Below are 23644 nucleotides of genomic sequence, written 5' to 3' on the forward strand. Positions count from 1 at the left end.
TCATCGTCGCAAGTCGGCCAATCATATCGTGCATTGACGAGGTTCCAAGTTCATCACTTTTCAGGGTAGATTCGTATCCAGTCTTTTTTCATATCGATCACGGTCCACCCCTGTTGTGGGGCGTCGGCAAGGGCCTTGTCGAGTTGACCAATGTGCGAGTTCCGGTCGTACGCCCATTCACGTTCTGCATCGGTATGATGCACGATCAGTCCGAAACTTGGCGATCGACCAATCGTCGTATACTGCAGCATTTGCCAATCACCGTCAGAATTCCCGGCTGCAAAGATGGGGCGTCGACCAATATGGTAATGGATTCCGATTGGCTTGCCCTCTTTGTCGTCGATGAAGTTGACCTCAGGAAGACTAACGATCACCGGTTGACCATCGCGAATTTCGTACTGAGTCTTGATTCTGCTGCCGACCACTTGCTCTGGGGGAATTCCATAGACGGCTTCCGTCCAGGGACGCATAAACTCAATACCTCCGCCTGACACAATGTAAGTCTTGAAGCCGTTCGCACGCAGGTAAGTCAACAGTTCTAGCATCGGTTGGAATACCATCTCCTTGTAAAGCCTTCCGGTCTTAGGATGCTTTGCTTTGGAAATCCAATCCGTCACTTCTTGCTCGAATTCTTCGCTAGTCATACCGGAATGAGTGGTAGCGATGAGTTTCAGCAACGACTCCTTACCGCCTGCCATGACTGCTTTCAGATCTCCTTCCAAGACACCTTTAAACGGCTGTTTCTTGCTCCACTCCGGATGCTTTGATGCCATCGCCTTGACGCGATCAAACGCGAAGGCAATTTGAAAGTAATAAGGTTGTTCACTCCAAAGCGTGCCGTCATTGTCAAAGGTCGCGATCCGAGCTTCCGGCTTAACATAGTCCGAACTCTGTCGGTCTGTCACACGTTCGACAAAACCAATGATAGCTCGTTTGGTGCCGGTCTCGTTCCAAGATGGAAGTGGATCAGCGGCATCCAAAGACGCCGTGACAAAGAGCGTAACCAACACCGCATAGACATAGTTGAGATTTAGTAGCAACGATTTCATTGGGGTAGCATTCTCCTCGCTTGAGTGAATTCTCATTGACCAGATACCCGACGTCCGTCGTCAAGCAGCACACAAATCGTGCATAATTACCGTGGAGATTATACCACCGCCCAATCGTCTCCAAAGCAGGGGCTTCACAAGTTGAATGAAATTTGCTGAAACGAGATTAGTAGTGTTTTGCGAGACGCATAGAACTGGCTGAGTCGCCCTGAAGCCACTTCCGGTTCGAGAATCTTCCGGTGTGACTTTGATGCGTCTTTGGAGGGGATGCGTGTTCCGGCTGATTGGTCGCCAGGTTGGTGAATCGGCATCCTTGTCCCCCGCAAACGCGGCATATCGACATTTGCGAGGGGGGATTGTTACGCGATCGAATTCATGATGCGTATCAATAGATGTGGAGGTTCTACTGCTCGAGTTTGAGCTCAACGTCAGAATTGCCTTCGGGACCCACGTCGAAGGTCAGCGGTGTGGTACCGATGGAACCGTAGACCTTTGGTGTATGCCAGATTTCTTCCGATGAGATCGGGCCAAGTTCTGGGTCTTCCGGATTTGGAACAGTTTTGACCTCGTGCTTCTTCACCGTCACCTTATGCTTGCCTGGGACTGCACCATCAGCGGCTTCGTAGGTTGTCAGCTCGAACTGCCCTTGGGCGTCTGTGCGACCATGTGCAGTGACGTCCTTGGTTTCCGAGTGGAAATTGACCGTGGCGCCCTCGATCGGCTTGCCGTTGACCAGCACAACTCCGCTCACCGGCACGACCTTCTCACGTTTTTCGGTCCACTCATCCTGAGTTGCTCCGCCGCATCCCACCAAGCTACCAACGATTAATGTGGCGAATGCCCAATTCACTATCGATCGGACCGTCATACTCTCTCCCCAGCGATGTCACGCAAAAGAAAAACGCGGCCTATCCACAGACCGCGTCCAAAGCAATTTTTTCGACTACTGCAACGTTACAACTTCGCTGCCGTTTCGAGTGCCCATTGCACCCCAAACACCGTAGGGGCTAACGCCGGAGAGACCGCTTGAGCTGGCTCCCTGGTTACCCGCGTCAATATTCTCACTGACGAACTGGACCGAGCCGTCCACCATCACAACTTGCACGCCACCAGCATGTTCACTGGAAGCCGTGTAGTAGCCGTTCTGAGCATCGTGGTTGTTGTGAGCACATTGTGGGGAGTTCGGAGGCAAGCAGGTATTGATCGCACTGAAACCAGCACCACCATCGTTCCACCGTCGACCGGACCATGTGTGAGCCGTACCGGTGTACTGTCGGGTGGTGGTATCGTAAGTCGCTGCGCAGTCTGCGGGGACAGTGTGGTTCGATCCAACGGCGGTGTAATTGATGTCTTTACCCGCCCGTGGAAACGCTCGCTCGCCCATGGCGATCGTGTTGGTGGTTCCGTCGGTGACGTCACGCATCGCCAGGTACGAGTCATCTCCAAAGACACCGCGTGGGTTCGCTGTGTTTGTTACATGCGAGTCACCTGAGCAGAAGTGGTAATTGTGGTCGCCAATCGCACCACCGGCCGGATGTTCCGGACTTGACGGGCACAGCAGAGCAGGGATTTCGTTCTGCCACGGAGCAAAACTGCCGTTCCACGGTTCTGGCGGGTTCGTTGCGAAAATGTCATCGAAAAGGTTGTTCTGTTCCAGGAATGGCAGCAAGTCAAGCATGCCGCTGAGTCGGCTATGCGTACCAGCTGGGCTTCCCTGACGCGACGGGAAATTCCCATGAACATCGTGATGGTTGTGCAACGCCAAACCGAGCTGCTTCAGATTGTTCTTACATTGGGTGCGGCGTGCGGCTTCACGAGCTTGTTGAACAGCTGGTAATAGCAATGCGATCAAGATGGCGATGATCGCGATCACAACCAGCAATTCGATCAGTGTGAATCCGCGGCGAATCGACACACGGAACGAGTGTGCTTGTGAAGTGTGTGGACGCATTCTCATTGGTTCCTCATTTCTAATGAAAGAAAGAAGTGAAAAAGAGGGCAATTAGTCCGAAAGGACTTTTGAAGATTTAGTAAATTAAACCGGAATAGCCGTTCACGTCAACTGTGGGCGTGTTCCGAACTCTTCGTCATTTCGACGGTTTGGTAGCGTCAGCCAACCTGATGTGCCTCCTCCACTCACAGAGACAAAGGCCTATCTGTCGGTTTAAATCAGCTCGACATTTAGATATCACTGCGATCAGCCATCATGGCGAATACGTGAACGAAATGTCATGGTTTTTTGCTCGACGCACCTTCAGATACCGCGTTTTTCGCCGCTATCCGAATTTCATCGACGATTTGTTGGACTTCGATACCTCGCTGCCCGCAGGCGTAGTCCAGTGACTTTCCTCCGCAGCAATAATCCACGCCGAACTTCTCGAATACACGAATCGATTCCGGGACGTCTGTCGCCCAATCGACAATCGCATCGTCAGGGGTTAAAGAGGCAATCGGGTCGGTTTCCGATCCCATGAAATTCCTCCATCGCTTGCCAAATTGGATGATGATATCAAATTTTCTCGAATTCTGCCGAAATAGAGTGTTGAAGCAATGGTTGCGTCTGGTTCTTGAGGCAACCAAACGGCTAAGGCTCTCGAGTTCGGTTTTTGTTCCTTCTCGACGATAAGGTGGTTGTGTGCGAATTGTGATGATGTGGATCTGGGGAACTTTCAAAGGTTAATCTGGTTGTGTCGAATTCGACGTTTTTGCCAGTTTGACGGAGCGTAGGAAAGAAGCCGATTCTCGGGTGGTCGATCGATCGATACTGAACATGGAATCGCTCGGACCCTATGAACGAGAACAACCATGCGAATCGCTTTTTTCGCTTCAATGCTCACTCTTGGATGTTGCGGATGGTCGTCCATCGCCCACGCGGAGCATGGCCACTCCATCCAGTTGGCCCAAGCTGAGAGCGAAGCAGAAACCGATGACCCCGGCTTCGTGCCTCCACCGACGACACCTCCACAACAAACGTCGCCGTTTCCACAATTGGCGAGTCGGTCGAACCGGTTCGAGAATGGTTTTGAACGTCTGCAAGCCTCCCGACGTGGTGTGACCGGCCGTTCTCTTTCTCGCATGCCCAATATGTTTGGCGACTTTTTCACGCCCGGAGGGACAGCATGTTTTTCCGTCGATGTGCCAGTTGTGACCGGCACACAGATCGTTCCCATCACAACGACTGAAACTGTCACTGTCTTTGATACCGTCACCATTGTTGATCCTTCAAGTGGTTCCTCGACGACAACGCAACCGCGCGATGTGCAAGTGGACGTTGTGACCAACGTCGAAGTCGACACCGTGCAGAATTTTACATTCGATGGTGAGGCTCAGATTCCGCTGGCAGGTGGTGTGCGACGGCAGAAAGTCAGCGAAAACAACAGCCCGATTCCCCAGGATCGCTGGATATTCTCTTACAACCACTTCGAGAACGCGCTCGCTGCCGACACTTATGATTTTGTCGAGATCGGTGGGGTCGTCTCGCTGCGTACGAATCGAGTGAATCGCTCGGTCGATCGGTTTGCCTTCGGGATCGAGAAAACATTCGTTGACGGATGGAACTCGGTGCAAGTCGTGCAATCTGTGAGTGCAAATCAATGGCAGCTTGATTCCGACTTAGTCGGTGCCACTGCCGGCGGGTTGGGCAACCTGACATTCTTATTTAAACAGGCATTGCTTGTGGCCGATGACGGATTGATCTCCGCCGGATTTGGCTTTGATATTCCGATCGGTGCGGATGGTGAAGGCCGCGTCGATTCGGTTCTTTATGAACTCAAGAACGAAAACGTCCATCTGTTTCCGTTTCTGGGGATTGCCTACACACCGTTTGACAACTGGTTTGTGCAAGGGATATTTCAACTCGATATTCCGACACGTGGGAACTCTGTTATCGTCGACGACGCCAAGAGTCGTCAGAATGTCGGTCGATTGAACGAATCCACGCTGTTGTTCGTGGATGTCAGTGGTGGATATTGGCTGTATCAAAACCCGAATGCCCGTGCGGTGGTCGGCGTCGCTTTGGTCAGTGAATTGCACTACGGAGTGCCCATCCAAGATTCTGACAGTGTCGAATATGCCTCGTCTGATGGAACGGTGAATTTCAACTTTACCAACCCCGCTGGTTGGTCGGATGCTCTGAATTTCACGTTGGGGATGCATACCGTCCTCGCCAATGGTGCGACGGTGCGAATTGGCGGTGTGATCCCAATTGAACGACAGGACAATGTCGATTTCGACTCGGAAATCCAATGCCAAGTGTCTGTGCCCTTCTGAATTTGAATTGTCACAACGCAGCGGTTCCCGTTTTTATCAACGTGACTGCGGTATTGATTTTGGTCTCGTTTCGGTTTTCAACGGCCTGTCCCGCCCATGAGCTTCACTAGTTTTTGTGTCGTGATCTTGCTCGCCGCTGGTCATGCGGAATTGCAAGCGGTGGCCATTAATCGAATCCATGGACTCGCCTTACCGGAATGGGTGTTGAAATTCACCCAACGATTGCACGACGTCGCAATCATTGCATTTCCGATCGCTCTGCTAGGTATGGTTTGGCTCGGTCCAAGTTGGTTCCAAGAGGCCGATTTTCAGCAAGCGCCAATCGGTTGGCGTGTTGTTGCCGGAGTTTGTGGGGTGGGGCTGCTGAGTTTGGTGGCCTCGTCAATCCGCTGGCAGATACGGCGACCCGCATCGACACAGATTTCAGCCGACAGTCGAATCGTGGATTACCGAACGAAGCTCGGTTCGCGGTGTCTCGGCAACGGTCCACACCGAATCATTGCGCGACTCCCATTCAATGAAGTTTGCCAGGTTGAATTTCAGGAGCAGCAATTCCATTGCTCACGTCTCCCGACAGCATGGGATGGATTCTCAATTCTCCATCTCAGTGATTTCCATTTGATTGGGACACTCAGTCTGGATTTTTTTCGAGAAGTGTGCGCTGAAGTGAACGACCAACCGTATGACTTAGTCGTTTTCACAGGTGATCTCTTTGACGATATTTCGCATGTGTCATGGTTGCCGGAGACGCTTGGCAAGTTGCATGGTCGACTTGGACAATACTTTATCCTGGGCAATCACGACGAACGTCAGGATTCCGCCGTTATCCGAACCGCAGTCAGTGATCTCGGTTGGCAGGATGTTTCCGGGCGGGTTTGTGAACTGAGCGATCGGGGCCATCGGCTAGAAATCGCCGGGACGGAGTGGCCTTGGATGAGCGAGCATCCGCCGTTGAGTGTGCAAAGTTCAACGGGGTTTCGGATTCTACTGAGTCATACCCCAGATCATTTTCAGTGGGCGCAGCGACACGACGTGGATGTGATGTTATCCGGACACAACCACGGTGGCCAAGTTATTTTGCCGGTCATCGGCCCGGTCTACGCACCGAGTTTGCAAGGCGTGAAACACTCTGCCGGAAGTTGGTATCGTGAGCCGACACTAATGCACGTCTCACGTGGCCTTTCCGGAGAGATTCCGCTCCGTTGGAACTGTCGCCCGACCGTGACCAAGCTTGTCTTGTCTTCAACAACGACGCCGAAAGTGTCTTGAACGCGATGTGCGTGCACTGACTTCAACGTCTCCGCGACGACTAAGACTTCTTACGCGATGTTTTCTTCGCGGTGGATTTTTTGGCCGTGGACTTCTTGGCAGGAGTTTTCTTAGCCGTCGATTTCTTGGCGGTCGACTTTTTCGCAGTCGATTTCTTCGCAGTGGTCTTTTTCGCTGTCGACTTCTTGGCGGGAGTTTTCTTTGCCGTCGATTTCTTAGCAGTCGACTTTTTAGCCGTTGTCTTTTTCGCGGGTGATTTCTTCGCGGTGGACTTCTTGGCCGTCGACTTCTTCGCCGTGGTTTTCTTCGCTGTTGATTTCTTGGCGGTCGACTTTTTCGCGGTGGTCTTCTTCGCCGTCGATTTCTTAGCGGTCGACTTTTTGGCCGTTGTCTTTTTGGCTGGCGATTTCTTCGCGGTGGACTTCTTGGCCGTCGACTTCTTAGCGGTCGATTTTTTGGCGGTGGTCTTCTTTGCTGGAGACTTCTTCGCGGTGGACTTTTTCGCCGTCGATTTCTTTGCGGTGGTTTTCTTCGCAGTTGATTTTTTCGCGGGCGACTTTTTCGCGGCGACTTTTGTTGTCGCTTTTTTCGTTGCCTTCTTCTTGGCCACTGTAGTGTGCTCCTTGTTGTGTCATCGACGAGGCCATCTTGCCGCTGAGACGAATGTCCGATGGTGTTGGCAATTGTTTGGCCAGATGGTTTTCCGAAACTTGTGTTTGGACCCCCGCGTCCAACAAGTGCCGATCCTTGCAGTGTCAATCAGCAATAAGTTCAGCCCTGGTCTTGCAATGATTGAAAATCATCCTACGGTGTTTGCGAAATTGTGCAAGACAATTCAACCGTTTCCGTCAAGAGAATCCTCACAATTTATACCTTTTTCTTAAGCGGATTTTTCATTCGACGCGATTCGTTTGCGAGCAGCCTCCAATGCATCTTGCATGGCTGCCAAACTTGTTCGGGCAATTGTTTCCGCTCCGGGGGCGTAGTCGAAGACTTCCACAGAGACCCAACCTTGGTAGTCAGTCTTCAAAAGAGCTTCAAAAATCGGGACGAAATCAGTCTCACCCATCCCCGGTCCTAAGAGGTTTGAATCGTTGGCGTGGAAGTGTTTCGTGATGTCTTTGTACTTCTCGATGACCACTGGCAATGGTTCGCTTTCGGCACCCAGCATCGCTTTGACATCTTGGTGCAACACGAAGCTGGGATGATCGACCATTTCGATCAGCGTCTTGGCGTCGGCACAGGTATTGATGAAATCCGTTTCTTTCGTCGTTAACGGTTCCATGCAGATCTGCACGCCGCGATCGGCAATTCGGGGCATGCACGACTTGAAGATCTCGGCTGCGTATTCCAGCCCTTGTTCCGTTGAAACGCCTTCGGGCAGATTTCGTTGTGGCGGGGAACCAAACACCATCACCTGACCGCCAAGTTCCGCACATGCATCGCCCAAGGTCGCGAGGTATTCAGCCGTTGCTTTGCGGACGTCCGCATCTGTCGACGTCAAATGCAAGCCTTCCGTCTTCGCGAGCAACCAGTGAAGTCCAATGATTTCCAGACCGGCCGACTCGGCTTCCTTCCGCATGGATTGGAACGTCTCAACGGGGACGTCTTGGAGACTCGACGCGATGGTGAAGGGGGCGACTTCAATTCCCGTGTAGCCACATTCCGCGACGAATTGGCATTGGCGTTTCCAGTCCCAATCGACGAACAACTCTTGGCAGATAGCAAATCGCATTGGCGGTTCCTCTCGGTTCTTTTCTATTTCATCTGGCAAGCACTGACAGCGAAAGATAACGCCTTCGCGGTTGCTTTGCATCCGAGTGGATGAATTGTGCGTGAGATCATGGGTTTGAGATGACCGTCCCCTCCCAAGACGCTGCGAGCACCATCCGATTCGTGCGGTTGTAGCGATCACGCAGACAACGGGGTGTTGGAAAGCAATGCGGACCAGGAAATGCACGTCGTTGACTTTAGTGAGATGGGCTGGGGTGACGAGGAAAGGAAGGTCAGATGCACTGAGTTCCAGTGAGTAATGGAACTTGGTGGACCAACCGGATCGAGATCGAATTTAGGGACCCCATCAATGAGATATGTGCAATGGGTGCCCGTCGTGCTGGCGATCACAATCGCTTTGGCGACAGGCACGGAAGCCCAAGCGGGCTACTGCGGAGCGGCCAGCTACAACTGCTGTCCTACGGAAGCGTGTGCCCCTTGCGGAAACTACATGACAGCGAAGTCATGCTGTGGACCGCAATACAAAACCGTCAAAGAAACCGTTTACGACTGCAAGGTCGAGCAATGCACGAAGACGGTCTACGACACCGTCATCGAGAAGATTCCTTGCAAGACCGTCAAGAATGTCTACGAGACCCGTTACCGGGACGTCTGCTACACCGCTTGCGTTCCCAAGATCAACACCTGCTACAAGACGGTCAACTACACCGCTTGCAAGCCGGTCTACACGACACGCTACAAGACCATCTCTTGCAAGATTTGTAAGCCGGTTTGGAAAACGTGTTACAAGACGGTCAACTACAAAGTTCGCAAGCCGATCTACAAACGTCACTACCGTACGGTGAGCTATTCGGTCTGCAAGCCCATCTACGACAAGTGCTACAAGACCGTGCCTTGCACCACCTACAAAACCGTGCCGGAAACTCGGTACCGCGATGTTTGCTACACGGTTTGCAAACCTGTTCAAGAATGGCACACGGTGGATGTGCAATGCGGCGAATGGAAGACCGTGACCGAACAAGTTCCGGTCAGCACATGCGTGCCAAGTTGCAGTGTTCCTTGTGCTGACAACGCCTGTACGACCAACTGCGGTCCATCGGGTGGATGCTGCACGAAGACGGTTTGTCGACGCGTCTGGTGCCCGAAAACGGTTCAAAAGAAAGTCTGCACCACACGATACTGCAAGGAAATCAAACGTAAACGTGTTCCGTACACCGTTTGCAAGCGAATCCCGCAATGCGGCACCCGTCGGGTCTGCCACACGACGGTTCGCTACGTCAAACAACAAGTCTGCAAACGCGTGCCGTACACCACGGTCTGCTACACCGAGCAGTGCTGCACGAAGCAGGTTCCCGTTCGCTCCTGCACTTGGGTAAAACAATGTGTGCAGAAACGAATTCCTTACACGACTTGCCGATACGTGAAAGAGTGCCGAACCAAGACGGTTCCCGTTCGCTCTTGCACGATGGTCAAAGAAACTCGCACGAAGAAAGTGCCCTACACGGTCTGTCGCAAAGTTGAGTGCTGCACTTACAAGACTCGGACCCGATGCGTGCCTCGCACGGTGACCTACAACGTCACCCGTCGGATTCCCCGCACCGTCTGCCGAAAAGTGCCGGTCGACACCTGCTGCACGCCGGAACCGGTCTGCTGTGAACCCAGCAAAGGATGTTGCCTGTTCGACATCTTCAAGTAATCCGGTTGAGTGTAACCGCTCGGGTGGTGAGTCCCCTTCACCACCATGAGCCACGGGGTTCCACAGAACACCGATTCGGCCAAGACAAAAACGGGGCAAACTCTTGCTGGAGTTTGCCCCGTTTTTTCATTGTGGGTTGATACCGTGCTTCGACCGCTTCGTGGACTGACGCAGGTCTCGTTTGCCCGGTTCTTATTCGTCGGCCGGCGGTGCGAGTACGCGTCCCATATACCAACCGCACTTCGGACAGACGACGTGCGATGGACGCGGATGACCACATTCCGGGCAGCCACTGACTTGCGGGGGCGTCACAGCGTTATGGGAATTTCGTTTACGAGATCGAGATTTGGATTGGCGTCGCTTTGGAACAGCCATGGGAACAGCCTCAATTCAATCGGTACAGTCCAGTTTGCGGGAAACCCGTAAAATCCTTGATTGAACGTGTGATGTCAAGCCATCGTGATGAAATTTCATCGAGTTCCGTCAGGACGGTCCTCATCCGCCGACCGTAACCTGGAGCAAACTGTACAGTGTCAATGGCAAATGAATGATGACAATCAGCCAGAAAACCATGCGAAACCGCAGTTTTTGAGTCTTGTGTCGAAAAACCTGTTGAGCGATCAATCCGCCTGGCCAACCGCCGAGTGCGTCGAGCCAATGCAGTGTTTTTTCCGAGACTCGCCATCGTTCAGCTTGGGCGTAACGCTTGTCGAGCCCGTATGCAGCGAACGCCGCGATGCTGACCAGAACCGTTGCGGCGAAATACAATGCCACGAACCAAGGGCAACGAATGCCGCCCCAGACCACAAGGAGTAACAGCAGAATCGTGGCTAAACCCCACCAAACTGCCGCCCCGACGATGAACCAACCCGACGCCCCACCTTTCACAGCCGTCTCTCCAACGCGATGATTGTACACTGAAACCGTGGACGGGTATCATATCGTTTTCACCGGCAACCGCGACAGACCAGTCTTCCAGTTCATGCAGACGAGGCCAAGATGAGAACCAAGTGTCCGATTGCACGCACGTTGGCGACCGTCACTTTGCTCACTTGGTGCGGTGCTTTTACCCTGAATCCGACGGTGAGGGCAGGGGTGGGGGATCCGCAGGTTCGCACCGATCATCCTTGGTATCCAGGGGAGTTGGCATGTTCGAGTTTCGATCGGCTCGCGAAGACTCAGGCCGATCTGTTCGAACGAGTGGTCGGCCACGCACCAAAAAATGACGAAGACCGCGTGCTCGCCGCGTGGATGTGGCGGAACACTCATTATTGGCATGGACAAGAAGGTCACGAAGACCTGTGGAACCGGGGTTTCGACAATTCCACCGACTCCGCCACACGTGATTACTGGACGGGTCTGTTCGCTCATGGCTACGGACTCTGCGGCACGACGCACGCCCAGTGGACCGCGGAAATTCAACATCTGCTTGGGCACAATCGTGCTCGGGTCATCGGTGTGAGTGGCCACAATTCGTTTGAAGCCTTTCTCAAAGACTCTGCGTATGGCACGGGACAGTGGTCGCTGTTGGATCACGATGTCTCGACCGTATTGTTTGACGAATCAGGTCGAAAACTTCTTTCCATCGGCGACTTGCAAGACGATGTGCGAGTTCTTCGGGGGCGGACCTCGAGAAACGCCTCACAGAATGGTTGGCCGGTCTGCGGACTACATCCCGACGATTGGAAGGCCTTCGATTCCTACCGCACCGCCGAGTACTTCGCTGGCTATGCGGGACCGCCGCCGATGGTTCATTTACGACGCGGGGAAACCTTTCGTCGGTTTTTGAAACCCGGTCTGGAGGATGGGAAATCGTTCGTGTTTTGGGGGCGAAACGATCCCACCGATGGCATTTCGGGGCCACAACGTGCACGTACTTGGGTCAATCAGCCCGAAATGTTCTACAACTCCGCTCCGGAATCCGGTTACCAATCCGGTCGCGCTCAGTACGCCAACGCCGTCTTCACGTATCGTCCTAACTTCGCAAATGGTGATTATACCGAAGGCGTGATCGAAGAAACGGACTCGCACACGACCTTCGAGTTCCAATCGCCATACATCATTGCTGCAACGCCCGCGAGTGATCACGAATGGGGCATTTATGAACCAGGGTGTCGAAATGGATTGGTCATTCGCAGTACGGTTCCAATTCAAATCTCGGTCTCGACGGATCGCGGACAATCTTGGCAGACTGAGGACGCCATGCAGCAGCACTGGGACTTAACCGATGCCGTTAAAGGCCATCGGCAGTACTGGCTTCGGATTCATGATCGTGCTGAGCGATTGGTTGAATCTGAGTTGGAAATCGTCACCGTCTGCCAATGCAATTCCTCGACGATTCCCCGTCTGACGAGTCACGGCTCCACTGTTGAATTCGCAGCATCGGGGCAGGCGATCATCAGTGCCGGGCCGAATTTGGATCAGGCGAAAGCTCATCGCACGGCCGGCGATTTCGATTCACCACGTCTCACATTGGAACTGACACCGCCTCGAAACACGACGGCCACGCAAGTCTTTGCCGCCGCGCATGTGGCCTCTTCCAATCCCCCGTCGCCAGACGTGAGCTATCAGATTGAGTATTCCACAACCGACGGGCAATCTTGGGAACCGCTTGTCAGGAATTGGCGAATTACACGCCGGGGACATGAACCCCCGGACTTTTGGTCACAAAGTTTTTGTTACGGTTCAAAGCCGTTGGATGCAGTCGATGGTCCCATTGCAGTGCGTTTTCGCAATGACGGAGGCAAGCGATATCGCCGGGCAGAATTGCATCTCGTGTACCAACTGCCGAAAACCGACCCAACACGGGTCACGTTTCACTGGCGCGAAGGTGACACGTCGAAAACGAAATCTCACCGGTTTGAACGAGTAGATGGGCAAGCAACGCAAACTTGGCGTGTCTCAACGGGTCAGGTCGATGAGACTCTTTGGGTCGAGTATCAACCTGACTGAACGACTTCGCCGGGGCTATGAAACCAGTCCGGTTCGGTCGCCTGGAAACTCATATTCAACTCGGTCGTTGGATGAACAAAACTCAGCTCGGCTGCGTGTAGCCCGAGTTGGCTTTTCGCTAAGTCGGTTGTCATTGCGGCGGCAAGTTGTTGGTTGGGCCGATAAATCGGATCGCCGACAATTGGGAACCCAAGATGCCACAGGTGCAAGCGGATTTGGTTCGTCCGTCCCGTCATCGGTGTTGCTTGCAGGATCGCTGTCCCATCGTCCAATCGCTGTAATGTCTCGAAACGGGTCTCCGCAGGAAGCCCGTTTTCGTCGGGGACACGCACACCCTCAGGACCGGGTTCCGCACTGATCGGGACTTGGCAGTCGAATTGCGTTGCCTCCGGCTGCTCCTGCACACGGGCCAAATACCGCTTTTGGACCTTGCCTTCATCAAACTGCGGTTGCAGTTGCCGAGCGACTTGGCGAGTCTTGGAAAACACCATCACTCCGGTCGTTTCCGCATCGAGGCGGTGAGCCGGTCGTAGCTTCAAAGGTGCGTAGACGAGATTCAACAGGTACGTCAACGAATTCCGGTTGAACCGTCCACACGGATGGACCGGCAACGGAGCCGGTTTATTCACGACCACAATGGCATCGTCTTCATAGAGGATCTCAATATCCGCGTTGATCTCCGGCTCGACAGTCATTGGGATGACGTGAACCAGTATCTCACCGGACCGAACCGTTCGCCCCGGATGAACGGGGGCATCATTGCATAACAGATGCCCGTTCTCGCAGACTTCGGACCATTCCTGACGCGAGAGTTGCGTCTTCATCGCATCCAAGAAGTCGAGAACTTTAAGGCCGTCAAACTGACTGGCCACTCGCAACGGTCGATGATTCGTATACGGTTGGCTTCCCGGCAACGGTTGAGTGATGTCCGCAAGTTTCCGTTGTCGTGATGCGATTAAGTCGCGACGTTGCTCATCTACAGACCGATGACAGTGAGGGCACGATTGTCCTTCAACATACAGCGGCGATTGTTGATCCTCCGGCGTTAAAATCGCCTGACAGACGAAACACTGTGCAAGTGGCGATTCGGCGAGTTTTTCATTTACCGCGACACGACGATCAAAGACGAAACAATCGCCGTCGTAGTGATCACCGCCGCAAACTTCCAAATACTTGAGAATCCCGCCGTCGAGTTGCAGGACATTCTCGAACCCTACACGCTCCAAATACGGGGCCGCTTTTTCACAGCGAATGCCACCCGTACAGAACGTGACCACCGGCCGTTGTTTCATCTCCGCGGGTAGCTTCTCGACGGCCTCCGGGAATTGCCGAAAGTTTTCGATGTCGATGGCGACGGCATTCTCAAACGTGCCTGCGTCGATCTCGAAATTGTTCCGTGTGTCGAGAAGTGTCACCGGACGGCCTTCATCGAGCCATTGTTTGAGTTCCGCCGCGGAAATCCGTGGCGACGTGTACCGGTGCGGTTCAATCCCCTCAACACCAAAGCTGATGATTTCTCGCTTGATCTTCACGAGCATCCGCTGAAATGGCTGCTCATCGCTAAGGCTTTCTTTGACTTCCAAATCCGTCAGACCGGGAATCTCTCGAATTCGTCCAAGTAACGCATCGATGCCGGACTGGTCTCCCGCAACAAACAGGTTGATCCCTTCGGGGCTCAAAAGAATTGTGCCCTTCAAACGCTGGGCTTGGCACAACGCACGGAGTTCGCTCCGCAACTCAGCGAGTTCGGTCAGGTCAGCAAACTTGTAGGCAGCGATATTGACGACTTCGGCCATCGATCGATTCAGATTCTGAAGACTACTTGAACTCATAGAAATTACGATCCGATCCGGCGGTGTTGGCCGCGTCGAATGGACGTTAACAACTTCATCAGCCGTTTGACCTGCTGCGGTTTTTCCCAATAGAGATTCTGCGTTTCGCCAGGATCGTCCGCGAGATTGTAGAGCTGTGCCGCCGGTTCGCCAGGTATCGGCTTGATGCGAGACGGCTTTGAAAATCCCCCCGAACCAAGCCCGTCAATCAGTTTCCAGTTACCGTCCCGAATCATCATCATTCCATTCCCGGAACCCATGGCGAATGACTGTCGCGTGGGCACGGTGTCGGCGTTGGGATCCAGCAAGGTTGGCAGAATGTTGAAGCTATCCGGACCCGCGTCTTCGGGAAGTTCCTGATCGACGATGGCAGCGAACGTCGCCAACATGTCGGTGAAGCAGACGAGTTTATTGTTGACGGAATTTGCTGGAATCTTCTCCGGCCACCGGGCAATGAACGGCACACGATGACCGGCTTCCCAAGCATCGGCTTTCATGCCCCGGAGGTGAGCGGCGGAGTCGTGCTGAAACTTCTCCACATCTTTGTCGTACCACGTCGGTCCGTTGTCCGAGGAGAAGATGACCAACGTGTTGTCGGTCATCTTGGCTTGGTCCAGCGCTTGCAAAATCTTGCCCACCATGGCGTCTACCATCACAGTGAAATCGCCGTAAAGACTGGCTTTGCTCGTACCGACAAACTCTTTTGATGGCAGCCACGGCGTGTGTGGTGCCGGAAACGCGACGTACAACATTAACGGCTTTTTCTGAGGCGAGTCGGCATGGTCCTCGATAACTCCCACCGCTTCATCGGCGAACAATGGCAGCACGTCTCTCAGAGCCAGATCCGGAGCAATGCCCCCCGCTCGCCAGAACTCGCCTTGAATCGGTGTCCAGAATTCTTTGGAATTGCGGGCTTCGATGTGGTCTGTCGGCGGTTGAACGGCTTGGTTGCCACGGATGTAAAAGTAAGGCGGAATATCCGTTGACGCTCGTATTCCGAAGAACGAATCAAAACCCCGATCGACGGGGCCACCAGGGAGCGGTTTGTCATATCCATTCTCGTGGAAACCCAGGTGCCATTTCCCGACCATTGCAGTGTGATAGCCGTTTTGCTGGAGCAGCGAAGCGATCGTCATTTGATCGTCTTCAATCAACGGTTGACGCCGCCACTTTCCCACGTTCGTCCGAAAAGGATATCGCCCGGTGAGTAATCCATATCGTGACATGTGACACAACGGCCCAGCGGCGTGGGCATCAGTGAACCGCATGCCACCGGTCGCCAGAGAATCGATATTCGGCGTTGGGATTTTGGAGTCTGCGTTGTAACACTTCGGATCGCCATACCCCATGTCATCGGCAAGGATGAACACGATATTCGGATGCGACGACGATGTTTCAGCCGCCTTCGTCAGACCGGTTGAAACGAGCAATAGGCACGCGAAAACAACACGCCGTACGGAACAATTCATGACGGTCAACCCTCAAAACGGTGCGAGTGCGAGCCGTCATTGTAGCGAATTTGAGCCGCTTCGCGATGCAACGGCTCGGGAAACTCACGGGGTAATCACGGCATGCTGGACGGTTTGATGCCGCAAGCGTTCCGGGTGTGGGTTTGGAATATCGTCGGTAGCACGCACGGTGGGAGTGCCGTCAGATGTGGCGCTCAACTCCAGCGGGCGGTCGGCCAGATCGGTTTCGTAGTAACGAGACGAGGGGAAGATGTCCGCCGGATACGTGAAGTTGTCGAGCATCGCCAGCGAAGTGCATATCGAGCTTCCGACGGCACTTTCGAGCATCCCCCCAACCCAACAGGGAATCCCAGCGGCTTGGAACCGATCATGCATCGCCACCGCAACCGTCAGGCCGCCGACGCGACCGGGCTTGATGTTCGCGTACCGCAAACTTTCCAAACGGATCGCCTGTTCCGCCCGATGCAGTGAATTCAGACTTTCATCCAAGCAGATCGGCGTGCGAATCTGTTTCTGCAGTGCCGCGTGATCGACCACGTCATCGAAAGTGAGTGGTTGTTCGATCATCGCAAGGTCGAAGCGATCAATGTCGCGAAACAACTCGGCGTCTGCCAGGGTGTAACCGCTGTTGCAATCGATGTGAATAGTCGCTTCCGGAAAGACATGGCGAACCGCTTCGAGCATCGGTATATCCCAGCCGGGACGAAATTTGAGTTTCACCCTCGGAAAACCCGCCTCGACGGCACCCGCAATATCGTTTAACAAGTCGTCGAGATTGTCTCCGACACCAAAATCCGCACCGACTGGAACTTCGTCACGACTCGCCCCCAATAACCGATGCAGCGGCGTGTTTTCGATGCGACTTTTTAGACACCAAAAGGCGGAATCGAGAACTGCTTTGGCAAATTGATTGCCTTTGAAGACCGCCAATCGAGACTGAAGTTGCGATCCATCCGTGATCTCTTCACCGATGAGACTGGGAGCCAACCAATTCCGGGCGGTCGCGAACACGCCTCCAGCCCATTCGGGTGAGTAACACGGAGCCGCCAACGACGACGCCTCACCCCAGGCATCGACCGAACCACTCGACATTCGGCACAACACCGAATGGATATCGGCATCTTCCCCGTACGCGGTCCGCCATGGCGAAATCAACGGCATGGCCACGTGAAACAATTCAATGCGATCGATCTTCAAGGATTTCGTCCGTTGGCAGGTTTTCTATTCGGGAATACTCCAGAATTCATCTTCGCCGGGATCGCGTTGTTTGCGTGAGGGCGGTGGAGGTGGACTGGCCGAGCGCTTTCTTCGTCCACGTTCCGGAGCATTCTTCTTCCCAGTGACGCGTTGACGCGAACTGGCGTTCTGTGTTTTCTTTTTCCGTGCAGCGGAGTAATCGGCCGACAACTGATGAGGGTCAATCGGATTGCCATCATCATCGAGCGGAACTGGTTCATCCGCACTATCGAGATCGTCGCTCGGGTCGGGAGTGAATGGTGATTTTCGTTCTTCTTGGTTCGCCCGCGAGCGGCGATCCTGAGCCTTCGGATGTAACTCCAATAGTTCCTTGTCTAAGTCGATCGAGAAACCTTCTTCAAGGTGATCGGCAGCGATTTGTGCGACCATGTTTTCTTGCCGAATGATCTCCGCTGCGGCACGTTTTCCACTCGCGACATCAACCGCACTCACATGCACACGGGCGGATTCGTCGTAACGAATCGTCACCGCGACTTGCGATCCCGAAGGCAAGTCCGCTGGCAAATCATTGATGCGGCACTCACCCAACACCACTGGCGGCTGTTCTGGAGATGTGCCACTTTCGACGACTTGGAGCTTCACCCGTCGTTGATTCGGAACGACGGTTCCAAAGTGCTTCGTTTGGTCCGTCGGCAACGCGGTGTTTTCCGGAATCAGGTAATGTGGAACCCGCTTGTTGGTTTCGACATCGCGAATCATGATTCCCAACGCTCGCGCATTCACGCTGCGTTGTTTTACACTCGACAACCGAGCGGTGGCTTCCTCGTTGAGAATGGACCGAGCAAACTTGCTATTCGTGAGCATCATGCCCGCGTAGTAAGTGGCACCGTGCGAAATGGATTGGTCGGGCGAGAGCGTCGAATTCAGCGTGCGACCGCTGAGATCCTTGAGCATATTCCGAATCATCGGCATTCGCGAAGCACCACCGGTCGTCAGGACGACATCCACATGAGCCCAGCCCATTTTGCGGTCTTTGAGCAACTTCTTGACGATTTTCGCCGTCCGGTCGACGAGCGGTTTCGTCAGTTTTTCGAATTGAGCCTGCTCGACTTGATAGCTCTTCTGACGACCACCGTATTGAACTGTGAATGAAGACTTCGGTCGCACACTGAGCGCTCGTTTGGCTTGCTCGGCTTCCAACGAGAGCATCTGCCGACCGTTGGGGGTTTCCATCGGGTTCAATTCAAAGTCGCGTTGGAATTGCTTGGCGATGGCCTCTTGCAGTTGGTTGTTCCAGTCAATCCCACCGAGTTGCAAATCCCCGACACTCGCTTCAACGCTGACCTCGTTCTTCTGATATTTCACCAATGACAGGTCAAACGTGCCGCCACCGAGGTCGTAAACCATCAGACGTTGTGCTTCGGCCAGTTCACTGAACCACAGCCCTTCGGTTCCCAACACGTGACATAAAGCGGCCGCGACCGGTTCGTTGATGATGTCGACTTGTTGCAAGCCGGCCTTGTGTCCGGCGAGGATCGTTGCGTGACGCTGGACATCGCTGAATTGAGCGGGAACTGTTACGACAGCTCGTTCAATCGGACCAATTTGATCCTGGGCCGATTTGAGCAATTTTCGCAGCACGAACGCGGAAATGTCGATTGGCGAATAATTCCGCCCATCGACCGTCCAGTGTTTCCCGGTGTCGCCCATGTACCGTTTGGCATGTTGCACGACACGATCGGGGTGCACAATCGCATGACGCAACGCCTCCGTGCCGACCACAACTTCCGGGCCGTCAAACAGCACCACGGAAGGCGTGGAGTGTTCGCCTTCCTCGTTCGCGATCGTGACAGGTTCGCCATGTTCGTTGAGATACGATATGCACGAATAAGTCGTGCCTAAATCGATCCCGACGGCTTGGGTAGTCGACATGATGGGAATGATTCAAGTTTGGCTGGAAACCAGATACAATGTAGAAGGTGCAAGAACCACCTATATGTGGACGATTCATCCTATCATCGGCGTCACCTCGAAACCAGTGCCGATCTTGCAAATCATTTCCTCCCAGCCAGCACGGACGTCGGACAACGGACCCGGTATGAACCCGATTCGCCAGATTATCAGCGACAAATCCCAACCTCTCGAGCGGATTCCAACCGAGCTTCCCCCCCGATTATCACCGATGAGGGGAATACGTGCGGTCGTGTTTGACATTTACGGGACGTTGCTCATCAGCGGGAGCGGCGATATTGGTTCAGCGGATGATAATTCCCACCATGCTGCTTTTCAGGACGCTTTAAACGCGGTTGGCATTCGTGAAGTGGGCGACATCGCGGCGGTGGAGCGGGCGTATCGTGAGGCGATTGGGGAGTCGCATGACGAATCGAGATCAAATGGGATTTCCTATCCCGAAGTCGAAATTTGTGAGGTTTGGAAGCACGCACTCCAGCGATTGACACAGGAATCCGTCGTTCCTCCTCTCGAAACGAATGATGAATTGCTTGCGAAACTCGCTATCGAATACGAAGTGTTAGCCAATCCCGCTTGGCCCATGCCCAATTGTGCAGCGACGCTCACAACGCTTCGCGATGCTGGCTTGGAATTGGGCATCATCAGCAATGCCCAATTTTTCACGCCCGATCTGTTTCCGTCGCTACTAAGGGCGGATCTTGACGAACTCGGCTTCGATCCGGCATTGCGGTTTTATTCTTACCAGTATCGCCAAGCCAAGCCAGGAACGTTTCTCTACGAGAAGTCTCAGCAAGCATTGGCCAAGTTGGGGATTTCGCCGGAGGAGGCACTCTATGTCGGTAATGATATGCTGAAAGACATTTGGCCTGCACAGCAGGTCGGTTTCCGCACGGCCTTGTTCGCCGGTGATGCCCGTTCGCTACGCCTTCGCACTGATGACGATCGCGTACAACACGTGACACCGAACGCAGTCATCACCGATTTAGCCCAAATCCCCCAACTCGTCGGCCTCGATTAAGATGCCCTACGGTTCAACCTTCGCAGAAGGTTCTTTGCTTGATTGAGATCGGGCCGCTTTCACTGCGGACTTGGTGATCTTCTTTTTCAAGTGATATGGCAGCATTTCACGTCGATAATCCCGAAGCGGGTGGATGACGGTCTTCTCCACAAACTTCCGGCGAGCTCGCCAATCGTCGGCGGAAATGTCGATTTCCGCTGCCAGCTCGTCCATTGTCTTCAATGCTTGTTCTGTGGCTCGCAGACTTTTTTCAATGTCGTTGAGCATCACGTCGGACGAATCCGGTTTGTAGCCCAATCGTGCGGCCCAGCGGAGTTTCATGGTTTGAACTAGTGCATTGAGCTGGTCGAACCGCTGCATCGCATCCGGCATGGTTTCCGGATGTTGAACGAGAATCATGATCGCCGCCGCCACATTTCGCACGGATTTTTCCTGAGCGGAGGCATAATTGGCTGCTCGCAGACGGTGCATGAGTTCCGCTTCGTGCTCTGGTGGATCGCATCGCGAGTAGAGTTCCGCGACTTCCTTGTGGAGAAAGTCGCTCACCAGCGGATCGTAAGGAGTCGCGTAATTTGCGACCGAGGCAATGTCGTTGGCGTCCATGGTTTTCAACGCCCGATCCAACGCCTTGAAATAGTTCATACGTCGACGGTCTTCGGGGTGAATGTCCTGCTTGGGAATCTCGCCGCCGACTTGGCGAATCAGAGAGCGGGGGTTCTCCATGATCTGTTGCTTCGTCGATTTTCGATACAACCAGTATTCGTCGGGCACGCCGACCATCAAATCGTTGTGCATGACAATTTCACTGAATCGTCGGAGCAACACTGGGTCGTCCGCTTCCACGGTTCCCCAATTGGCGAACCGTTCGGTATGGGGAGCCATCATGGCTTGAGTCCGTTGGTATTTCGGTCCCCACTTCATCATTTCCGGAGGCAAGCCCAATGCGAATCGACCACTCGCAGACGTGTTTTGGCCATGCCACCAAGAACCTTGAGCGAGCATTTCGTCCAAGTTTTCGGTGTTATAGGCCGGCAAATTCATCGGGATTGCCCAGTCCATGCCGATGTTTGCGAGGGCTTCGCGAACGTGTGGACGCTGAAGCCGATCCGCGAGATCTTCGTTCGTGAGGGCTCCTGGTGTGTTCGAACCGAACATTGCCAGTTGCCCGGCTGCGATTTCGAGGAACACCACCTCGGAGAACGATTCACGCATCGTGCGGGCGACGGTTTGAATGACCGCCGGGCCGAAATCAATGTGGGAAAACTTCTGGCAGAAGATTCCACCGTCGTCCAGCGATTCCGCAATTTGGTCGTAGAATTCGGTCGTGGTCTCTGCCGTTCCATCCGAAGTGGCCGGATGGTTTGGCAATGAAATCACGACATCGTATTTCGATTCGCCCGAACGGATTGCGAGAACCGGGTCGGCAACGTGATGGGTCAATCGGGGATCGGAAAGCGGATCCAACCCACGGACGGACCACACATGGTGTTGCAACAAAGTCGTCAACGTTTTGCTGGGCTGGATGCAAGTAACTTGCGGGATCGGAAATGCCAAGACGGTTTCCAATGCCACTCCCGATTCCATGCCTAGGATCAGCACATGATTCGGCCGCGAGTGCAACACCAAGGGCATCACAGTCGGGAGGACATCCGATGACGATTGCGGTGCCAATCGCGGTTCGAGACTTGCCGCACCTGCGGGAAGCCCATCACGCCGAAGTTGAATTTGATATCCCCGAGTCTTCCACACCGTCCAGGTGGAATCGGGGGCAACGCGACGCTCGAGCAAACGGGACTCGTCGACAAACGGGAGCAGGTCTTCATCCAAACCGGCAGCAGCAGCCATCGAGACGGTGGAATCAAAAAGCATCCGTGCGCTGCGGGTCGGCTGGTATTCGGCAGTGAAAAGACAAGCCACGAGAATTCCGAGCGTGGCGAGCGATCCCGTCGCGATTCGCACACGATGATGCGACCAACGCGGCTTCCAAACCATCGCGGCACAAACCAGGAAAATCACAGCGAATGCCGTTGCGAGAGTCGGCACGGAGACGATTGACATTCCGACCCATTGCACGATTAAGACGCCGACGGCAAAGGCTTCAAAGTGGAGCGTTGGCCAGATCGCGGAGGTGTTCGAGTCTTGATTGTTTGTGAACCGTCCCCAACACCATCCTGCTGGGAACAAACATACGGCAACCAGTCCCCCACGGAGAAGCATCAATCCGAGAACCGATGTCACGCTGGCATTGAAGTTCATCGACATTGCGGTCAGGTGTGGAAAGATCGATGGAAGTGCCACGACCCAAATCGTCGCGACAACACCTGCGAACGTTCGAGAGAACCGAGTCGACGTGAAACCAAGAACCAAACCGAATAGCAGACTACTCCAACCGGTCCACTGCAAGTAATTCGAGATGGGCATGAGTTGAGTCAAACTTTGCCACCAAACGGCGACCGCGGCACCGACTCCACATGCGAACACCGCGCCCATCAGCCGCATGGAAAGTGAAACCGATTGGGGGGCAGCGGGCTCTTGTGTCATGTTCATGACAGAGTTTGGATGCTTCCAAGCCGACCAACCGGCACCGACACATGTTGCGATCGCCAAGACGTTGACCGTGACGGCAAAGAGACCCCACGGACCAAGTAGGTAGGCCATCGCAAACACCGCCAACGCCCATCCGCAGCCCAAACCACGCCAAGCAACTTTCGGATTGCACTCAGACTGATTGACACAAGCCTGTGCCCATCGAAGCAGTCCGAAAGTCGGGGCAGTGAGCAGAACGAGAGCGATGAGACATAGCAGTCCCAGGTTCAACGCCGGTGTACTCCACCATGTGACAGGCACATGATCGAGTCCGCTGGAAAGACCTTGCAACAGCCATGGGAATAACAAAGTCCAACCGGCAAGCCAGGTCGCAATTGTGCGTGAGCGAAATCCTGGTTTCGCCTCCCCCGTGGGCCAACCGATGACGAGCCCTGTTACGATTGACAACATCATCGCGGTGGAAACGGCCAGTGAAGAACCCAGTATGCTCGTGAGCTGCAATAACCAACTCAGACAGAACACACCGGCCAAAAATCCCACACCCGTCGCTTGGACGAAATTCGTCGCGAGAAGGTTGCGGAGTGACGCAATTCGTGGCGGTAAGGAAAGGCGTTGCATGGCGTCCGTGCCGTTGTTGAAGT

At 54.0% G+C, this 23644-nt stretch carries 18 protein-coding genes; 5 read left to right on the top strand and 13 right to left on the bottom strand.

All coding sequences use genetic code 11. The features are described from left to right. Positions 1-53: 53 nt before the first annotated feature. From G6R38_RS09460 to G6R38_RS09475, 4 genes are all read right to left on the bottom strand, one after another. Positions 54-1049 (bottom strand): HAD family hydrolase, encoded by a 996-nt coding sequence (locus G6R38_RS09460; RefSeq protein ID WP_166823411.1) that lies wholly within the window; start codon positions 1047-1049, stop codon positions 54-56. A 403-nt stretch (positions 1050-1452) separates the two neighbouring features. Then, positions 1453-1917 carry a carboxypeptidase-like regulatory domain-containing protein gene (locus G6R38_RS09465; protein WP_166823415.1) on the bottom strand — a complete coding sequence of 155 codons (465 nt, stop codon included), beginning with the start codon at positions 1915-1917 and terminating at the stop codon, positions 1453-1455. A gap of 75 nt (positions 1918-1992) precedes the next feature. Then, positions 1993-3000 (bottom strand): DUF1559 domain-containing protein, encoded by a 1008-nt coding sequence (locus G6R38_RS09470; RefSeq protein WP_166823418.1) that lies wholly within the window; start codon positions 2998-3000, stop codon positions 1993-1995. Positions 3001-3278: 278 nt separating this feature from the next. Continuing rightward, positions 3279-3521 (bottom strand): DUF542 domain-containing protein, encoded by a 243-nt coding sequence (locus G6R38_RS09475; protein ID WP_166823421.1) that lies wholly within the window; start codon positions 3519-3521, stop codon positions 3279-3281. Positions 3522-3854: 333 nt separating this feature from the next. Between G6R38_RS09475 and G6R38_RS09480 the strand changes: the two genes are divergently transcribed. Both G6R38_RS09480 and G6R38_RS09485 read left to right on the top strand, forming a co-directional pair. Then, positions 3855-5318, top strand: coding sequence for a hypothetical protein (locus G6R38_RS09480; protein ID WP_166823424.1), 1464 nt, complete (start codon positions 3855-3857; stop codon positions 5316-5318). A 96-nt stretch (positions 5319-5414) separates the two neighbouring features. Continuing rightward, positions 5415-6587, top strand: coding sequence for a metallophosphoesterase (locus G6R38_RS09485; RefSeq protein WP_166823427.1), 1173 nt, complete (start codon positions 5415-5417; stop codon positions 6585-6587). Between the two features lie 40 nt (positions 6588-6627). On the opposite strand, the gene G6R38_RS09490 is transcribed toward G6R38_RS09485, so the two are convergent. Both G6R38_RS09490 and G6R38_RS09495 read right to left on the bottom strand, forming a co-directional pair. After that, the gene (locus G6R38_RS09490) at positions 6628-7197 is read right to left on the bottom strand and encodes a histone H1-like repetitive region-containing protein (RefSeq protein ID WP_166823430.1); all 570 of its coding nucleotides are present in this window, start codon (positions 7195-7197) and stop codon (positions 6628-6630) included. A gap of 270 nt (positions 7198-7467) precedes the next feature. Beyond that, a complete protein-coding gene (locus G6R38_RS09495) occupies positions 7468-8322 on the bottom strand; it encodes a sugar phosphate isomerase/epimerase family protein (protein WP_166823434.1) in 855 nt (284 codons plus the stop codon). 348 nt (positions 8323-8670) lie between these two features. Here G6R38_RS09495 and G6R38_RS09500 point away from each other — a divergent pair, with 348 nt between their 5' ends. Next, the gene (locus G6R38_RS09500; RefSeq protein WP_166823438.1) at positions 8671-10017 is read left to right on the top strand and encodes a hypothetical protein; all 1347 of its coding nucleotides are present in this window, start codon (positions 8671-8673) and stop codon (positions 10015-10017) included. Positions 10018-10209: 192 nt separating this feature from the next. Here the strand turns inward: G6R38_RS09500 and rpmF are convergent, their stop codons facing one another. Next, complete coding sequence (gene rpmF, locus G6R38_RS09505; RefSeq protein WP_166823442.1) at positions 10210-10392, bottom strand: 50S ribosomal protein L32; 183 nt, start codon at positions 10390-10392, stop codon at positions 10210-10212. A gap of 120 nt (positions 10393-10512) precedes the next feature. Beyond that, positions 10513-10935, bottom strand: a complete 423-nt coding sequence (locus G6R38_RS09510; protein ID WP_206028521.1) for a DUF1294 domain-containing protein — start codon at positions 10933-10935, stop codon at positions 10513-10515. An 81-nt stretch (positions 10936-11016) separates the two neighbouring features. Between G6R38_RS09510 and G6R38_RS09515 the strand changes: the two genes are divergently transcribed. After that, entirely contained in the window at positions 11017-12969 is a 1953-nt protein-coding gene (locus G6R38_RS09515) for a hypothetical protein (protein ID WP_166823445.1), read from the top strand. On the opposite strand, the gene G6R38_RS09520 is transcribed toward G6R38_RS09515, so the two are convergent. From G6R38_RS09520 to G6R38_RS09535, 4 genes are all read right to left on the bottom strand, one after another. Then, the gene (locus G6R38_RS09520; RefSeq protein WP_240928135.1) at positions 12957-14801 is read right to left on the bottom strand and encodes a sulfurtransferase; all 1845 of its coding nucleotides are present in this window, start codon (positions 14799-14801) and stop codon (positions 12957-12959) included. The two genes, G6R38_RS09515 and G6R38_RS09520, sit on opposite strands and share 13 nt — an antisense overlap. A gap of 5 nt (positions 14802-14806) precedes the next feature. Then, a complete protein-coding gene (locus G6R38_RS09525) occupies positions 14807-16270 on the bottom strand; it encodes a sulfatase family protein (protein WP_166823448.1) in 1464 nt (487 codons plus the stop codon). Positions 16271-16354: 84 nt separating this feature from the next. Further along, positions 16355-17467, bottom strand: coding sequence for an o-succinylbenzoate synthase (menC, locus tag G6R38_RS09530; RefSeq protein WP_166823451.1), 1113 nt, complete (start codon positions 17465-17467; stop codon positions 16355-16357). 24 nt (positions 17468-17491) lie between these two features. Next, the gene (locus G6R38_RS09535) at positions 17492-19399 is read right to left on the bottom strand and encodes an Hsp70 family protein (RefSeq protein WP_166823454.1); all 1908 of its coding nucleotides are present in this window, start codon (positions 19397-19399) and stop codon (positions 17492-17494) included. A 250-nt stretch (positions 19400-19649) separates the two neighbouring features. On the opposite strand from G6R38_RS09535, the gene G6R38_RS09540 reads away from it, so the two are divergent. Then, positions 19650-20456, top strand: a complete 807-nt coding sequence (locus G6R38_RS09540; protein WP_166823457.1) for an HAD family hydrolase — start codon at positions 19650-19652, stop codon at positions 20454-20456. A 6-nt stretch (positions 20457-20462) separates the two neighbouring features. On the opposite strand, the gene G6R38_RS09545 is transcribed toward G6R38_RS09540, so the two are convergent. Continuing rightward, positions 20463-23621, bottom strand: a complete 3159-nt coding sequence (locus G6R38_RS09545; protein ID WP_166823461.1) for a spermine/spermidine synthase domain-containing protein — start codon at positions 23619-23621, stop codon at positions 20463-20465. Between the last annotated feature and the right edge of the window lie 23 nt (positions 23622-23644).

Origin of the sequence: Thalassoroseus pseudoceratinae (assembly GCF_011634775.1) — a bacterium.
Taxonomy (GTDB): domain Bacteria; phylum Planctomycetota; class Planctomycetia; order Planctomycetales; family Planctomycetaceae; genus Thalassoroseus; species Thalassoroseus pseudoceratinae.

What these genes read in the sequence shown, in the direction of transcription:
- G6R38_RS09460 (WP_166823411.1), bottom strand. Translation starts at nt 1,049, where the DNA reads ATGAAATCGTTGCTACTAAATCTCAACTATGTCTATGCGGTGTTGGTT.
- G6R38_RS09465 (WP_166823415.1), bottom strand. Translation starts at nt 1,917, where the DNA reads ATGACGGTCCGATCGATAGTGAATTGGGCATTCGCCACATTAATCGTT.
- G6R38_RS09470 (WP_166823418.1), bottom strand. Translation starts at nt 3,000, where the DNA reads ATGCGTCCACACACTTCACAAGCACACTCGTTCCGTGTGTCGATTCGC.
- G6R38_RS09475 (WP_166823421.1), bottom strand. Translation starts at nt 3,521, where the DNA reads ATGGGATCGGAAACCGACCCGATTGCCTCTTTAACCCCTGACGATGCG.
- G6R38_RS09480 (WP_166823424.1), top strand. Translation starts at nt 3,855, where the DNA reads ATGCGAATCGCTTTTTTCGCTTCAATGCTCACTCTTGGATGTTGCGGA.
- G6R38_RS09485 (WP_166823427.1), top strand. Translation starts at nt 5,415, where the DNA reads ATGAGCTTCACTAGTTTTTGTGTCGTGATCTTGCTCGCCGCTGGTCAT.
- G6R38_RS09495 (WP_166823434.1), bottom strand. Translation starts at nt 8,322, where the DNA reads ATGCGATTTGCTATCTGCCAAGAGTTGTTCGTCGATTGGGACTGGAAA.
- G6R38_RS09500 (WP_166823438.1), top strand. Translation starts at nt 8,671, where the DNA reads ATGAGATATGTGCAATGGGTGCCCGTCGTGCTGGCGATCACAATCGCT.
- rpmF (WP_166823442.1), bottom strand. Translation starts at nt 10,392, where the DNA reads ATGGCTGTTCCAAAGCGACGCCAATCCAAATCTCGATCTCGTAAACGA.
- G6R38_RS09515 (WP_166823445.1), top strand. Translation starts at nt 11,017, where the DNA reads ATGAGAACCAAGTGTCCGATTGCACGCACGTTGGCGACCGTCACTTTG.
- G6R38_RS09520 (WP_240928135.1), bottom strand. Translation starts at nt 14,801, where the DNA reads ATGAGTTCAAGTAGTCTTCAGAATCTGAATCGATCGATGGCCGAAGTC.
- G6R38_RS09525 (WP_166823448.1), bottom strand. Translation starts at nt 16,270, where the DNA reads ATGAATTGTTCCGTACGGCGTGTTGTTTTCGCGTGCCTATTGCTCGTT.
- G6R38_RS09535 (WP_166823454.1), bottom strand. Translation starts at nt 19,399, where the DNA reads ATGTCGACTACCCAAGCCGTCGGGATCGATTTAGGCACGACTTATTCG.
- G6R38_RS09540 (WP_166823457.1), top strand. Translation starts at nt 19,650, where the DNA reads ATGAGGGGAATACGTGCGGTCGTGTTTGACATTTACGGGACGTTGCTC.
- G6R38_RS09545 (WP_166823461.1), bottom strand. Translation starts at nt 23,621, where the DNA reads ATGCAACGCCTTTCCTTACCGCCACGAATTGCGTCACTCCGCAACCTT.